16 protein-coding genes are annotated in these 13,823 nt (G+C 64.6%); 7 read left to right on the forward strand and 9 right to left on the reverse strand.

Annotation, left to right across the window (positions count from 1 at the left end; all coding sequences use genetic code 11):
- Positions 1-336: 336 nt before the first annotated feature.
- Positions 337-669, forward strand: coding sequence for an ATP-dependent Clp protease adapter ClpS (clpS, locus tag SO156_RS04120; protein WP_458143206.1), 333 nt, complete (start codon positions 337-339; stop codon positions 667-669).
- Between the two features lie 268 nt (positions 670-937).
- On the forward strand, positions 938-3,352 hold the full coding sequence (gene clpA / locus SO156_RS04125; RefSeq protein ID WP_458143045.1) for an ATP-dependent Clp protease ATP-binding subunit ClpA: 2,415 nt from the start codon (positions 938-940) through the stop codon (positions 3,350-3,352).
- A gap of 74 nt (positions 3,353-3,426) precedes the next feature.
- Here the strand turns inward: clpA and SO156_RS04130 are convergent, their stop codons facing one another.
- From SO156_RS04130 to SO156_RS04160, 7 genes are all read right to left on the reverse strand, one after another.
- Positions 3,427-3,606: a hypothetical protein gene (locus SO156_RS04130; RefSeq protein ID WP_498533933.1), complete on the reverse strand. Its 180-nt coding sequence runs from the start codon at positions 3,604-3,606 to the stop codon at positions 3,427-3,429.
- 204 nt (positions 3,607-3,810) lie between these two features.
- A complete protein-coding gene (locus tag SO156_RS04135; protein WP_498533934.1) occupies positions 3,811-5,232 on the reverse strand; it encodes an MFS transporter in 1,422 nt (473 codons plus the stop codon).
- Positions 5,233-5,335: 103 nt separating this feature from the next.
- Positions 5,336-5,674, reverse strand: a complete 339-nt coding sequence (locus tag SO156_RS04140; protein WP_498533935.1) for a c-type cytochrome — start codon at positions 5,672-5,674, stop codon at positions 5,336-5,338.
- Between the two features lie 5 nt (positions 5,675-5,679).
- Positions 5,680-5,841, reverse strand: coding sequence for a hypothetical protein (locus SO156_RS04145; RefSeq protein WP_458143051.1), 162 nt, complete (start codon positions 5,839-5,841; stop codon positions 5,680-5,682).
- Positions 5,842-5,950: 109 nt separating this feature from the next.
- Positions 5,951-6,184: a hypothetical protein gene (locus SO156_RS04150; RefSeq protein WP_498533936.1), complete on the reverse strand. Its 234-nt coding sequence runs from the start codon at positions 6,182-6,184 to the stop codon at positions 5,951-5,953.
- Between the two features lie 126 nt (positions 6,185-6,310).
- Entirely contained in the window at positions 6,311-7,465 is a 1,155-nt protein-coding gene (locus SO156_RS04155; RefSeq protein WP_498533937.1) for a transporter substrate-binding domain-containing protein, read from the reverse strand.
- Positions 7,466-7,480: 15 nt separating this feature from the next.
- Complete coding sequence (locus tag SO156_RS04160; RefSeq protein ID WP_498533938.1) at positions 7,481-8,437, reverse strand: AraC-like ligand-binding domain-containing protein; 957 nt, start codon at positions 8,435-8,437, stop codon at positions 7,481-7,483.
- A 194-nt stretch (positions 8,438-8,631) separates the two neighbouring features.
- Between SO156_RS04160 and SO156_RS04165 the strand changes: the two genes are divergently transcribed.
- Positions 8,632-9,648, forward strand: a complete 1,017-nt coding sequence (locus SO156_RS04165) for a carbon-nitrogen hydrolase family protein (protein ID WP_498533939.1) — start codon at positions 8,632-8,634, stop codon at positions 9,646-9,648.
- A 30-nt stretch (positions 9,649-9,678) separates the two neighbouring features.
- Here the strand turns inward: SO156_RS04165 and SO156_RS04170 are convergent, their stop codons facing one another.
- Positions 9,679-10,326, reverse strand: a complete 648-nt coding sequence (locus SO156_RS04170) for an HAD family hydrolase (RefSeq protein WP_498533940.1) — start codon at positions 10,324-10,326, stop codon at positions 9,679-9,681.
- Positions 10,327-10,437: 111 nt separating this feature from the next.
- On the opposite strand from SO156_RS04170, the gene SO156_RS04175 reads away from it, so the two are divergent.
- The 4 genes from SO156_RS04175 (at position 10,438) to tsaA (ending at position 13,244) form a co-directional block, all read left to right on the forward strand.
- Positions 10,438-11,409: a transglycosylase SLT domain-containing protein gene (locus SO156_RS04175; protein WP_498534049.1), complete on the forward strand. Its 972-nt coding sequence runs from the start codon at positions 10,438-10,440 to the stop codon at positions 11,407-11,409.
- Positions 11,410-11,639: 230 nt separating this feature from the next.
- Complete coding sequence (locus SO156_RS04180) at positions 11,640-12,380, forward strand: AzlC family ABC transporter permease (RefSeq protein ID WP_458143060.1); 741 nt, start codon at positions 11,640-11,642, stop codon at positions 12,378-12,380.
- Positions 12,377-12,721, forward strand: coding sequence for an AzlD domain-containing protein (locus SO156_RS04185; protein ID WP_458143062.1), 345 nt, complete (start codon positions 12,377-12,379; stop codon positions 12,719-12,721). The genes SO156_RS04180 and SO156_RS04185 overlap by 4 nt, the downstream gene beginning before the upstream one ends.
- A gap of 31 nt (positions 12,722-12,752) precedes the next feature.
- Positions 12,753-13,244 carry a tRNA (N6-threonylcarbamoyladenosine(37)-N6)-methyltransferase TrmO gene (gene tsaA, locus SO156_RS04190; RefSeq protein ID WP_458143063.1) on the forward strand — a complete coding sequence of 164 codons (492 nt, stop codon included), beginning with the start codon at positions 12,753-12,755 and terminating at the stop codon, positions 13,242-13,244.
- Positions 13,245-13,352: 108 nt separating this feature from the next.
- Here the strand turns inward: tsaA and SO156_RS04195 are convergent, their stop codons facing one another.
- Entirely contained in the window at positions 13,353-13,778 is a 426-nt protein-coding gene (locus SO156_RS04195; protein ID WP_498533941.1) for an HIT family protein, read from the reverse strand.
- Positions 13,779-13,823: the final 45 nt, after the last annotated feature.

Below are 13,823 nucleotides of genomic sequence, written 5' to 3' on the forward strand. Positions count from 1 at the left end.
GCCGATCGATTTTTTTGTCAAATGGGTCCGGATTGATTAACCTTGGTCAGGATCGCCAGGGACCGGGAATCGGGACCGCTGCGGCCGCATAGGTCGGGCCTTTGCAAGCTTGCGGCGGGCCGGAGGCAGGCCCATATTCACCGATGTCGTTCCGGTGAGGACCGGACCGGTCGGGAGCGGCGATCGAACAAGAAGGCTCGCCTATGCGAGGCTCCGACGGCGGAGCAGCGCAGCGGGTTGCCATACGCTTCCGTGGGGATTTTGAACGCCTGTGCCATGCCGCAACTAACTTCCAGCCTCGATCTGCCCGCGTCAGCCGTCGCCTATGCTCCCCGGATGAGCGGTGACGAGAACCGTTCTAATGCTCCGTCCGGCCCGAGCACCTCGGTCATCACCAAGGTCAAGCCCAAGACCAAGCGGCCCAATCTTTACCGGGTGCTGATCCTGAACGACGACTACACGCCGATGGAGTTCGTGGTGCTCGTGCTGGAGAAGTTCTTCAACAAGGACATCGAGGCGGCGACCAAGATCATGCTGCACGTCCACCATCACGGCATCGGCGAATGCGGCGTCTTCACCTACGAGATCGCCGAGACCAAGGTCACACAGGTGATGGACTTTGCCCGCAAGCACCAGCACCCGCTGCAATGCGTGATGGAAAAGAAGTAGGCGCGTCCCGCGTCCTGTGCGCCTTCTGACATCCATGACACCCGGTCGTATCCTCACGGCCGTCATGGCCGGCGAGCTGCCGGAGTAGCGGGGACCGGCGCCACCTCCGCCCAAATCGGAACGGGTTTTGCATCGAAAATACCGCGCGTGAGTCCAGCGTCGCGGAACCGCTCTTTCGCCGCGATCTTGTATAACTATATGTGACAAAGGTTGTTGTTGCCTGACCGGGCGATGGCGATCATGATGGTGGGGGCCACAGAGGACGCGAATGCCGACTTTTTCTCAAAGCCTTGAACAATCCCTGCATCGTGCACTGGCGATCGCAAATGAGCGTCATCACCAATACGCGACGCTCGAACATCTGCTGCTGTCGCTGATCGATGACTCCGACGCAGCAGCCGTCATGCGGGCCTGTAGCGTCGATCTCGACAAGCTGCGCACCAGTCTCGTCAACTATCTTGAGACCGAATTCGAAAATCTGGTGACGGATGGAGCCGACGACGCCAAGCCGACGGCCGGTTTCCAGCGCGTGATTCAGCGCGCGGTGATTCATGTGCAGTCATCCGGCCGCGAGGAAGTGACCGGTGCGAACGTTCTGATCGCGATCTTCGCCGAGCGCGAGAGCCATGCCGCGTATTTCCTGCAGGAGCAGGACATGACGCGCTACGACGCGGTCAACTACATCAGCCACGGCATCGCCAAGCGGCCGGGCGTCTCCGAGGCGCGCCCCGTTCGCGGCGTCGACGAGGAAACCGAGACCAAGGGTAACGAGGACTCCAAGAAAAAGGGCGAGGCACTCGAGACCTACTGCGTCAACCTCAACAAGAAGGCGCGCGACGGCAAGATCGATCCGGTGATCGGCCGCAATTCCGAGATCAACCGCGCCATCCAGGTGCTGTGCCGGCGGCAGAAGAACAACCCGCTGTTCGTGGGCGAGGCCGGCGTCGGCAAGACCGCCATCGCAGAAGGCCTTGCAAAGCGCATCGTCGACAGCGAGGTGCCGGAGGTTCTGGCGGCTGCAACCGTGTTCTCGCTCGACATGGGCACGCTGCTCGCGGGCACGCGCTATCGCGGCGACTTCGAGGAACGCCTGAAGCAGGTGCTGAAGGAGCTCGAGGCGCATCCCAACGCCATCCTGTTCATCGACGAGATCCACACCGTGATCGGTGCGGGTGCGACGTCGGGCGGCGCCATGGATGCGTCGAACCTGCTCAAGCCGGCGCTCGCCTCGGGCACCATCCGCTGCATGGGTTCGACCACCTACAAGGAATATCGCCAGCATTTCGAGAAGGACCGCGCGCTGGTGCGGCGCTTCCAGAAGATCGACATCAACGAGCCGACGGTCGAGGACGCGATCGCAATCCTCAAGGGGCTGAAGCCTTACTTCGAGGACTATCACCGGTTGAAATATACCAACGAGGCCATTGAAGCGGCTGTACAGCTCTCCTCGCGCTACATCCACGACCGCAAGCTGCCGGACAAGGCGATCGACGTGATCGACGAATCCGGCGCGGCGCAGATGCTGGTTGCCGAGAACAAGCGCAAGAAGACGATCGGCATCAAGGAGATCGAGACCACGATCGCCTCGATGGCGCGGATCCCGCCGAAGAGCGTGTCAAAGGACGATGCCGAGGTGCTCAAGCATCTCGAGCAGACCTTGAAGCGTGTCGTGTTCGGGCAGGACAAGGCGATCGAGTCGCTGTCCGCCTCGATCAAGCTGGCGCGAGCCGGCCTGCGCGAGCCGGAGAAGCCGATCGGCTGCTACCTGTTCTCGGGTCCGACCGGCGTCGGCAAGACCGAGGTCGCAAAGCAGCTTGCGTCCAGCCTCGGCGTCGAGCTGTTGCGCTTCGACATGTCCGAATACATGGAGCGGCACACGGTGTCGCGCCTCATCGGCGCGCCTCCCGGCTATGTCGGCTTCGACCAGGGCGGCCTGCTCACCGACGGCGTCGACCAGCATCCGCATTGCGTGGTGCTGCTCGACGAGATCGAGAAGGCACACCCCGATCTCTACAACGTGCTGCTCCAGATCATGGACCATGGCCGGCTTACCGATCACAACGGCAAGCAGGTCAACTTCCGCAACGTGATCCTGATCATGACCACGAATGCCGGCGCGGCCGATCTCGCCAGGCAGGCCTTCGGCTTCACCCGCTCGAAGCGGGAAGGCGACGACCACGAGGCGATCAACCGGCAGTTCGCGCCGGAATTCCGCAACCGCCTCGACGCCATCGTTTCCTTCGCCCATCTCAATGCCGACGTGATCGGCATGGTCGTGGAGAAGTTCGTGCTCCAGCTCGAGGCGCAGCTCGGTGACCGCGACGTCACGATCGAGCTTTCCGAGGAGGCCAAGGCTTGGCTGATCAAGCACGGCTATGACGAGCAGATGGGTGCGCGGCCGATGGCGCGCGTGATCCAGGAGCACATCAAGAAGCCCCTCGCCGACGAGGTATTGTTCGGCAAGCTCAAGGGCGGCGGCCATGTCCGCGTCGTATTGGTCAAGGATGAGGCCGACGCCGAGAAGGACAAGATCGGCTTCGAGTTCGTCGAGGGGCCGGTCACGCCGAAGCAGGAGAAGCTGCCCGGCGCCCGCAAGCGCCCGCCGTCAGGCAAATCCAGGCCGGGCGGTCCCGGCGGCCCCTCCAAGGGGCCGACCTCCAGAGGCCCGCTGGTCAAGGTTTGACCGGGAGCGTCATGAACTGAAAGGGCCGGCTGCGAAGCCGGCCTTTTTGTTGCGAACGAGCAAACGTCGCGCGCTCATATCTGCGGACGGGCCAGCGCAAGAAAGCCGGCTCGCCGTGCGGTTGCGGCCTCAAGACCATGGCGTGCCTCCGCAGGCAACACGTTCTTCGCCTCGGCCGCCGCAAAGTGCGGCTGAATGAGCGCATGCTCGCGCTCGTCGACGAACAAACCGATCCACCAATATTCGAAGGCCACGCGTCACCCCAATGCAGTCTCGCGGATTGGCGGTGCCAGATGGCCGATGGGCTCTGTTGCCAAGCGCCAGCCGTGTACAGGACTGCGTGTTGGTCGCGGCAGACGAGCGACCGGTTCGCGTCAATCGTCGCGCCTTAGCTCATTGTCTGAGCATGCAGGCGGTCGGCACTTCCAGCCGCACAAGGCTGTGCCACCGGGGTAGCGCTAATCCCCCTTCATCTGCTGCCCGTCCTGAACTCGCACACGCTCCGCCCCGCGGGCGCCGGTGGGCGACAGTCTCAGCATGCTCAGGAAGGCGCCGCAGAGGGCGAAGCCGACGCCGGTGAGGAACGCGACCCGCGTGCCCTCCTGTGGGTAACGGCCAAGAAACAGCGCGACCAGCCCGGCGCCGGTGGTCTGGCCCAGCAGGCGCGCGGTGCCGAGCATGCCGCTGGCGCCCCCCGTGCGCTCGCGCGGTGCGGCTGCGATCATGGTGCGGTTGTTGGGCGTCTGGAACAAACCGAAGCCGAGACCTGCGAGCGCCATGCGCCAGGCGATATTCAGCGGCCCGGGTACGGCTGGCAGCAGGGCAAGCGAGGCGAGCCCGCCTGCGAACAACACGAGGCCGATGCCTCCGAGCAGGCCGGCCGGATAGTGCTCGACCAGCCGGCCTGCGAGCGGTGCCGCAAACGCCACGGCGATCGGCCAGGGCGTGATCAGGAGCCCCATATGCACGGCGGAATAGCCGAAGCGGCTTTGCAGGTAGAAGGGGATTGCGACGAAAGCCAGCATCTGGGCGCAGAACGAGGCGATCGAGGTCGCGATCGAGAGCGCGAAGATCGGAATGCGCAACAGATCGATCGGCAGGAGCGGCACGGCCATATGCGTCTCGCGCCAGACGAGGACGGCGCCCGCGATGGCGGCAACGCCGAACTCGATCAGGCAAATGAGGAGCGGCTCGCCATGGCCGACGCTGTCGATCGCAAAAATACCGACGCCGAAGGTAACCGCACTGAGGCCCGCGCTCTGCCAATCGAAGCGATGCTCCGCAAGGCGCGTGTGCGGTAAGCATTGCCAGCCGAGCCCGAGCGCTACCATGCCGATCGGAACGTTGATCGCGAACAGCCAGGGCCAGGTCGCGAGCGCCAGAATGCCCGAAGCAAGCGTCGGCCCGACCGCAGCCGACACCGCCACCACCAGCGCGTTGCGGGCGATGCCGCGTCCGAGCAAGGCGTGCGGATAGGTGAAGCGCACCAGCGCAGCGTTGACGCTCATGATGCCGGCCGCGCCAAATCCCTGGACGATGCGCGCAACCGTCAGCATCGCAAGCGCGTGCGAGACGGCGCAGAACACGGAAGCAAGCGTGAAGAGAAGCAATCCGGCGAGATAGACGCGGCGATAGCCGAGGATCTCGCCGAGCGAAGCCAGCGGCAACAGCGAGATCGTGATCGCAAGCTGATAGCCGTTGACGATCCAGATCGAGAATGCCGGGCTCGCGTCGAGATCGGCCGCGATCGTCGGCAGCGCCACATTGGCGATGGCGCCGTCGACCACCGCCATGAGCAGGCCGAGCGCAATGGTGAGGATCGCCCAGCGGCGCTGCGGCAGCGGCAGGCCATCGGCATGCTCGATGGTGGTTGTCAACATCGTGAACGGCGTTTGGTCGCGCGAGCGGCTGTCGTTGTCGCAACTTGGTCCGCCCCGGCATAGTTCCAGTGCAAGCGAGGGCATTCCGCGCGCTGTTTCGGCGCTAGTTTGACTTCCGCGGCTCCTGAATCGCCTTGAGGTAGTTGACCACGGCCTCGGCGTCGGCACGCTCGAAACGGAAGGTCGGCATGAAGCGATGAATGCTGCTATAGCCGTTCTGCAGGCGTTGCACGAAGTCGGTGTCGTAGAGCTTGTTCTCGCCGAGGGTGCGGAACGCCGGGGCCCGTCGGTTCCGGCTCGCGCCGGAGGTGCCCACCGCGTGGCAGCGTGCGCACATTCTTTGCAGGAGGGCTTGACCGTGCTGCTGCTCGGCATCCAGCGCGTGGCTCGGCGAGCCCGACAGCACGGCGAGGATCGCAAGTAAAGGCAGCAATCGCTTCATGCGTCCTACCAGCGCGACGTTGCCTTGCCGAACACATAGAGCGCGATCAGACCTGCAGTCACCAGCGTCGAGAAGACCAGGATGTTGCGATCCCAATCGATCCGCTTCCTGTCCTCTCTGTTGAGGCTGAGGGCGGTGAACAGTGCCTTCATGGCAAATCGGCGCATCAGCAAATCCTCGCCCGTGTACGAATGACACGGGCCGGCGAAGATCGGCTTGATGCACGTCAATGCGTGACCCGCATGCAACCGGGTGACCGGCTGCACGCGATGTCAGCTAGCCGCCCCAGTTCTTGTAGGGACTGTCAACCGTCGGATCGGGTTGATCGCTCGGCACGTACAGATAGGGGGCCGGCGCCCGAGGCGGCGCATAGCCAAAACTCGACATGGGATCCCTATACGCGCGAGGGGCAGGGTCAACGGCATAGTGCCGGTGCGTGTGATGCACCGGAGCGGCGCTGGCAGCACTGGATAGCGCGATCAGAAGGCTCAAGAGCAAGACGGGACGCATTGCGTTCTCCCCGGGTGGAACCTGATACCGGCCTTAGGTGAGGTTCGCGTTGCGGCGCCGCAATCGCTCCCGGCTTCACGATCAGTCACATCGGCGGCATCGGGGCGGCGCTGTGGCGTCATTGGCCTAGCGCTTGCCGAACCATTCCTCGTGCATCCGCTGATACGCATCGCTCTCGCGCAGCGCGAGAAGCGCTTCGTTCACGTGCTTGCGCAGCGGGCTGCCGGTCGGAAAGACGATGCCGTAGTCTTCCCGATGGAAGACGCTCCCGACGGTTCGTGCCAATCCCCTGCCGTCGTGGGTTGTGTAGTAAAGCAGCGCAGGTGAATCGAAGACGACCGCGTCGATCTCCTGATCGAGCAGAGCCTTGTAGAGGTCATCGACTTTATCGAACTCGCGGACCTCGGCCTTGACCTCGTTCAGATAGAGTGTGGCCGTGCTTCCCCGTGTCGTGCCGACGCGCTTGCCGACGAGATCCTGCGGACTGTTGATCGGTCCCCTGATCTGCTGGACCGTCAGCGATGCCGTCAGTTGCGCCGTATAGAAGGCCACGAAGACCACGCCCGTGAACATCCAGAGCACGGCGACGATGCGAGCGATCCAGTGCCGGGGCATTTGATCCGCCTGGGTCGCCAGCGTGCCTGCGGCCCAGAACATCGCATGGAAGATTCCCGGAAAATACCGGCTCGTTGGAATGATGCCGTTGTGATGATGTCGCTCCACAAGGAAAATCAGATGCGCCGGAATGAGGATCAGGAGCAGCGCAATACCAAGCCAGATCAGGAGAGTGCGCGAGAAGAACAACTCCACGAACTCGAGCAGCGGATTCGGCTCGACATTCGCAGTGGTACCGCGCACCAGGATCTGTAGTCCCGAATTCAGGATCGGCTGGGAGAAGTCGAACCTGTTCTCGCGATCTGATGTGATCGAGATGGCTGCGATCCCGAGATCTGCCCGTCCGCTTTCCACGGCCGCAAGCAATTCACCGACATCGGGCGTGATGACGTACTCGGTCTCGCGATGCAGTCGCTCCCCAATGCCGTTCCAGAGCTCAATGCTGAAGCCGCTCAGGGTGCCGTTCTTCTCGATGACCAAGGGAGGCACGATGCGGGTCGCGACCCGGAGCTTGGTGGTCCCTTCCTGGGCAATGCTGCCGGAGATGCAGACAAATAGCGCCAACGCCAGCCCAAGGGCTGCGTCAAGCGCTGCGCAGCGCACGAGCATCAGGAAGAGCCGGACGGTCCCTGCACGAAAACGGACCGCGAGATTGGCGCAAAGCATCAAATCATTTCCAGTCTAGTGCGGCAATTGGCTCTGCCGGAAGTCGCGCGGCGACATTCCGAAATGCTCGCGGAAGACGCGGCCGAAATGCGAGAGGTCGTTGAAGCCCCAGGCGAACGCAATCTCGCCGACATGGCGGTGGGCTAGCACGGGTGAGGCGAGGTCGCGCCTGCATTGGGCGAGACGTTCGGCGAGCACGTAGCGCTGGAACGACGTATCCTCGTCGGCGAGGAGATCATTGACATAGCGCGGCGAGATACGAAGCGCGGCTGCGGTGTCGGACAGCGACAGATCGGGATCGGCGAGGTGACTGCGGATATGTGCCTTCAGCCGGTAGAGCAGGGCCGAGCGATGCGTCGAGGAGGGCGGCGACGTCTTGCCGAGCCGCTCGCTCAGGACCATGGCGACGAGATCGACCGCCTGCTCGGAGAGCGCGACGGCATGCTGCGGATCGATCTGATCGGCGCTATGGCAAAGCTTGAAGATGAAATCGTAGGCGAGCTTTTGCAGTGGCGCGTCGGAGCCGAACGAGATCGCAGTCAGCGTCTCGGTGGCTCCGAGGCGCCGCTGCAGCATCTCGCGCGGCACCTTGAAGATGGTCTGCGTGAAGGCGTGATCGAACCTCAGCTCATAGGGGCGCGTGGTGTCGTAGAGTGCGAACTCGCCGGGATGGATCACGGTCTCGCGGCCGTCCTGCACGACGCCGCCGGCGCCCTGATTGCCAAGCGCGACGAGAACGAAATCCAGATCCGAACGGGCGATCCGCGACGGCGTGCGGAAGACGTGCTGGCGGTCCGAGCAGACATCCGAACAGACCGCGCGCCCAAGGGAAGCTTGCGTCACCGAGCCGCGGAAGGCGCTGCCGAGATCCGACCTGCAGTCGAGCTCGACGAAGACGTCGCAGACGATGTCCTGCCAGAGCGCGAGGCGCCGGTGGCCGGGGCTGCCGTCCGTCGTGAACTGGATGGTCATGCGCGGGCCTCGCTTTCACACTCCGAACATGGATTGGCCCCGGCGCAGGGAAATTCGGTGCCGCCGTCCGGTCGAATTTTCATGCCGTGGCAGTCGAGCAGGCCTGGTCCAGCCGTGGCTCAATAGACTGCATCGGACGTCTGCCGCGATCAACCGGAAAGCGGCGTGTCCTGGTGGATCACGTGGAGGCGGGAATGGGCATCCAACATCCGAAATACAAAGTCGCGGTGGTGCAGGCGGCGCCGGCCTGGCTCGACCTCGACGCGTCCGTCGACAAGTCGATCGCGCTGATCGAGGAGGCCGCAGGAAAGGATGCGAAGCTGATCGCTTTCCCGGAGGTGTTCATCCCCGGATACCCCTGGCATATCTGGCTGGATTCGCCGGCCTGGTCGATAGGCCGCGGCTTCGTGCAGCGCTATTTCGACAATTCGCTCGCCTACGACAGCCCGCAGGCCGAGAAGCTGCGGCAGGCCGTGCGCAAGGCCGGCCTGACCGCGGTCATCGGGCTCTCCGAGCGCGACGGCGGCAGCCTCTACATCGCGCAATGGCTGATCGGGCCCGATGGCGAGACCATTGCAAAGCGTCGCAAGCTGCGGCCGACCCATGCCGAGCGGACCGTCTATGGCGAGGGCGACGGCAGCGATCTTGCCGTGCACGAGCGCCACGACATCGGACGTATCGGCGCGCTGTGCTGCTGGGAGCATCTCCAGCCGCTGTCGAAATATGCGATGTACGCCCAGAACGAGCAGGTTCATGTGGCGTCCTGGCCGAGCTTCTCGCTCTACGACCCCTTCGCGCCCGCCTTGGGAGCGGAGGTCAACAACGCCGCCTCGCGCGTCTATGCGGTGGAGGGCTCGTGCTTCGTGCTTGCACCCTGCGCGACCGTCTCGCAGGCGATGATCGACGAGCTCTGCGACCGCCCGGACAAGCATGCGCTGTTGCATGCCGGCGGCGGCTTTGCCGCGATCTACGGCCCCGACGGCAGTCAGATCGGCGACAAGCTGGCGCCGGATCAGGAGGGGCTTCTGATCGCCGAGATCGATCTTGGCACCATTGGCGTCGCCAAGAACGCGGCCGATCCTGCTGGGCACTATTCGCGGCCCGACGTGACCCGGCTCTTGCTCAACAAGAAGCCCTACAAGCGCGTCGAGCAATTCGCGCTGCCGGTCGACAGCGTCGAGCCGGCGGACATCGCGGCGGCAGCGAGCTAACCAGGGATGGCGACCGTCAGTGCCTGACGTTCAGGCGCTGCGCGTCGCGCAGTGGGCGAGCAGCTCGGGATGCGCGGCGCAGATATGATGCGCGCCGGCGTCCCTGAGCTCGGCTTCGCTGCCATAGCCATAGAGCACGCCGATCGAGGTCATGCCGTTCTTCCGGGCGCCGACCACGTCGTGGCTGCGGTCGCCGATCATGACGGCCGTTTGCGGGTCGACCCTGGCGGTGTCGAGCGCGTAAGCCAGGAGGTCGCCCTTGTCGACGCGCGTGCCGTCGAGCTCGGAGCCGAACACCTGCTCGAAATAATGCTTGAGCCCGAAATGATCCACGATCCGGGTCGCGTACACCGCCGGCTTGCTGGTCGCCACGAACATGCGCGCGCCCGTTGCCGACAGCGCGGACAAGGTCTCCTCGATCCCGGAATACGCCTCGTTCTCGAACAGGCCGATATCGGCAAAGCGCTCGCGATAGAGCAGCAGCGCACGCCCGGCGAGCTCGTCGGTTCCGGTGAGCTTCTTCAGGCTCGCATGCAGCGGCGGCCCGATGCACCAGGTCAATTCGTCCTCGCTGGGGATGTGCTGTCCGAGCCGTTCCAGCGCATACTGGATCGAGCGGGTAATCCCTGGCTTCGGATCGGTCAGCGTGCCGTCGAGATCAAAATAGATTGTTGCCATTCCGCCCCCGCCTGCGTTGATTATGCCGCCAGTTGCTAGTTGGCTTGGCCTTGGAATTCAAGGGCCTTGGAGTTCAAGGCCGATTTGCCCGATATCGCCGGTACCCTGCCGATGACACGAGCCCGATATGCGCTCTGCCAGGCCGCCGCCGCGCTGTTCTTGGTTGCGCCGGCTGCGGCGTGGGACAATTCGCCCGCGAAGACCGATGTCGCCGTGCCGAGCGTCGAGGAGCTCGCGATGCCGCCGGTAAAGCCTGCCGAGGCGGCGCGCGAGAGCGACACGCGGGAATCGATCTGCCTGATCATCGAGGCGGCGGCGCGCGATGCCAGCCTGCCGCTCGAATTCTTTGCCCGCGTGATCTGGCAGGAGAGCCGGTTTCAGAGCGACGCGGTGGGCCCGGTGACGCGCAGTGGCGACCGCGCGCAGGGCATCGCGCAGTTCATGCCGGGCACCGCCAGCGAGCGCGGACTGCTTGATCCCTTCAATCCGGTGCAGGCTCTGCCGAAATCGGCGGAGTTCCTGAACGAGCTGCGCAACCAGTTCGGCAATCTCGGGCTTGCAGCGGCGGCCTACAATGCAGGTCCGCGCCGCGTGCAGGAATGGCTCGCCGGCACCGGCGGCATGCCGGACCAGACCCGCCACTATGTGGCCGCCATCACCGGCTCGACGGTCGAGGATTGGAAGGCGGCCGGGCGCGGCGGCAAGACGCCGCAAAGCTCACCGCCGACGAGCTGCCGCGAGCTGATGGCGCTGCTCAAGCGTGCGCCCAATCCGTTCGTCGCCGGGCTCGAGCAGCACGTCGAGCTTGCCGCCGCAAAGATCTGGGGCGTGCAGCTTGCCGCCGGCTTCGACCGCAACAAGGCGCTCGCGATGTATTCGCGCGCGGTTACGCGGCTGAGCTCGGTGATCGGCGGCCGCGACCCGAGCCTGCTCTCCTCGGTGATGCGCAGCCGCGGCACGCACGCCTTCTATCAGGTGCGCATCGGCGCCGACACCCGGCCAGAGGCGGACGATCTCTGCAACCGCATCCGGAAAGCGGGCGGCGCCTGCTTCGTGCTTAGGAACAGGGGCGTGACGGGGTAGCGTGCCAGCGCTCGCCGTCATTCCGGGGCGCCGCGAAGCGGCGAGCCCGGAATCCATCGCGCAGCAACATCTGTGGCCCTATGGATTCCGGGCTCGCGCCCAAGGGGGCGCGCCCCGGAATGACGAAGGGGTGGCGTCCGCGTGCATGCCAGCCCCGCCGCGTGGTTCCTTGACGTGTCGCCTCGCATTGCCCGTTATGCAGGCACGATTCCTCTCCCGGCCAAGACCCCGTGGCGCTTCCTCCGCTCGATTCTCCCGAATGGCACAGTGCCTTTCGCGCTTTTGCGTGGGGGCTGCGCTCGATCACGCAGACCATCCTCACCGTCGTGCTGTTCGTGACCTATCTCGGCATCGGGGCGCTCGCGCATGACACGCATTTCAGCCTGGCCTGGGCGCTGGCCTCCACGCTGTTCGTCTGGGCGGGGCCGGCCCAGATCATCCTGATCACCACGCTCGGCTCCGGCGCGACCGTCATCCAGTCGGCGATCGCAGTGACGGTCAGCGCCATCCGCCTGTTTCCGATGGTGGTGTCGGTCCTGCCCTTGATGCGCACGCCGAAGACAAAACGGCGCGAGCTGATCTTCGCGGCGCATCTCACCGCCGTGACGCTATGGGTCGAATGCCACCGCTTCCTGCCGCAGGTGCCGCGCGAGCGGCGGATCGCCTTCGTCCACGGGCTCGGCTGCGGTCTGGTCTCGGTGTGCCTGACCGCCAACACGGTCGGCTATTTCCTCGCCGCCAACCTCACGCAGACGCTGGGCGCCGCGATCCTGCTGCTCACGCCGCTGTCGTTCCTTTTCTCGACCGCGCGCAACAGTCGCGAGGTCGCCGATGTCGTCGCGCTGGTGCTCGGGCTCGTGCTCTACCCGCTGGCCGCGAAAATGAACAGCGGCCTCGACATCCTGGTCAGCGGTGTCGTGGCGGGCACCATCGCCTATGGCGTCCATTTCTGGCGGGAGGCGCGCACATGAGTGGCTTCATCGGCGACTGGCATGCGCTTGCCGTGCTGTTCGTGGCCGGCGTTATTCCCAACCAGATATGGCGCATGCTTGGCCTGTGGTTCGGTGGCGGCATCGACGAGGGCTCGGAGCTCCTGGTCTGGGTGAGGGCGGTGGCGACCGCGATTTTGGCCGGTGTCATCGCCCAGATCGTGGTCCAGCCGCCGGGCGCGCTCGCCGGCGTGCCCGATGTCTTGCGCTATGGCGCGGTGGTCGCGGGCTTCATCGTCTTCATGCTGACCCGACGCTCGATCTTCGCCGGCGTCGTCGCCGGCGAGCTGTTCATGCTGGCCGGCACGTGGTGGCTGGGCTAAAACCGCCAGCAAACAGCAAGGAACAGGAAAAATGGTTCGCGAAAATGAGCTCCGCGAAGGCGAGGTGGCTATCGAGCTGCCGGCGACGCAGGATGCCGGCCTCGTCTTCATCGGCCGGATCCGCACGCCCTGGACCTCGCGGCTTCAGACGCCGCGGCAAGGACGGCATGACGGACCGGTATGCCGGCTTGAGATCTTCGAGCCCTTCGTGCCGGCGATCAAGGGCGTCGACTTCTACAGCAATCTCGAAGTGCTCTACTGGCTCGACCGCTCGCGCCGCGACATCGTCCTGCAGAGCCCGAAGAACAACCAGAATACCCGCGGCACCTTCTCGCTGCGCTCGCCAGTGCGGCCCAATCCGATCGGCACCTCGATCGTCAAGCTGGTCGGCATCGAGGGCGACACGATCCTGGTGCGCGGCCTCGACTGCATCGACAACACGCCGCTGATCGACATCAAGCCCGACCGTTGCGAGTTCACGCCGCTGGCCGCGCCGCAGCCGGGGGATTTCGAGACGGAGTGACGGTATAACCGTCGTCATTGCGAGGAGCGAAGCGACGAAGCAATCCAGACTGTCCCCGCGGAGGCACTCTGGATTGCTTCGCTTCGCTCGCCATGACGAGGGAAAAACCTAGCCCTTCAACGCCGCCATCAGCTTCGTCGCATGCTCTTCCAGCACCTTGCCGTCCTCCTTGCGGCTCGCGGGCGGCAGCAGCGCGACACCGTCGTGGCGTGGCATCACATGCATGTGCAGGTGAAACACGACCTGCCCACCGGCGGGCTCGTTGAATTGTTGCACTGTGATGCCGTCGGCGTCGAAGGCCTTCATCGCTGCGGCTGCGATCTTGTGCGCGCCGCGCGCGACATGGGCGTAGTCGTCCGGCTTGATGTCGAGGATGTTGCGGGCCGGGGCTTTCGGGATGACAAGCGTATGGCCGGGCGAGCGCGGCATGATGTCGAGGAACGCGAGCACGTGCTCGTCCTCATAGACCTTGTAGCAGGGGAATTCGCCGCGCAGGATTTTCGCGAAGATATTGTTGGGATCGTAGGCGGTCATGCGGCAGCTCCTGAAGTTGCGGCCTTACTGTCATCACCTCTAAGA

It is taken from the genome of Bradyrhizobium sp. UFLA05-125, from assembly GCF_059803515.1.

Bases quoted from the DNA above. Each gene is read 5' to 3' on its own strand.
- SO156_RS04185 (WP_458143062.1), top strand. From the start codon at position 12,377: ATGAGTGGCTTCATCGGCGACTGGCATGCGCTTGCCGTGCTGTTCGTG.
- SO156_RS04175 (WP_498534049.1), top strand. From the start codon at position 10,438: ATGACACGAGCCCGATATGCGCTCTGCCAGGCCGCCGCCGCGCTGTTC.
- tsaA (WP_458143063.1), top strand. From the start codon at position 12,753: ATGGTTCGCGAAAATGAGCTCCGCGAAGGCGAGGTGGCTATCGAGCTG.
- SO156_RS04150 (WP_498533936.1), bottom strand. From the start codon at position 6,184: ATGCGTCCCGTCTTGCTCTTGAGCCTTCTGATCGCGCTATCCAGTGCT.
- SO156_RS04195 (WP_498533941.1), bottom strand. From the start codon at position 13,778: ATGACCGCCTACGATCCCAACAATATCTTCGCGAAAATCCTGCGCGGC.
- SO156_RS04155 (WP_498533937.1), bottom strand. From the start codon at position 7,465: ATGCTTTGCGCCAATCTCGCGGTCCGTTTTCGTGCAGGGACCGTCCGG.
- SO156_RS04165 (WP_498533939.1), top strand. From the start codon at position 8,632: ATGGGCATCCAACATCCGAAATACAAAGTCGCGGTGGTGCAGGCGGCG.
- SO156_RS04140 (WP_498533935.1), bottom strand. From the start codon at position 5,674: ATGAAGCGATTGCTGCCTTTACTTGCGATCCTCGCCGTGCTGTCGGGC.
- clpA (WP_458143045.1), top strand. From the start codon at position 938: ATGCCGACTTTTTCTCAAAGCCTTGAACAATCCCTGCATCGTGCACTG.
- SO156_RS04135 (WP_498533934.1), bottom strand. From the start codon at position 5,232: ATGTTGACAACCACCATCGAGCATGCCGATGGCCTGCCGCTGCCGCAG.
- SO156_RS04170 (WP_498533940.1), bottom strand. From the start codon at position 10,326: ATGGCAACAATCTATTTTGATCTCGACGGCACGCTGACCGATCCGAAG.
- SO156_RS04145 (WP_458143051.1), bottom strand. From the start codon at position 5,841: ATGCGCCGATTTGCCATGAAGGCACTGTTCACCGCCCTCAGCCTCAAC.
- SO156_RS04160 (WP_498533938.1), bottom strand. From the start codon at position 8,437: ATGACCATCCAGTTCACGACGGACGGCAGCCCCGGCCACCGGCGCCTC.
- clpS (WP_458143206.1), top strand. From the start codon at position 337: ATGAGCGGTGACGAGAACCGTTCTAATGCTCCGTCCGGCCCGAGCACC.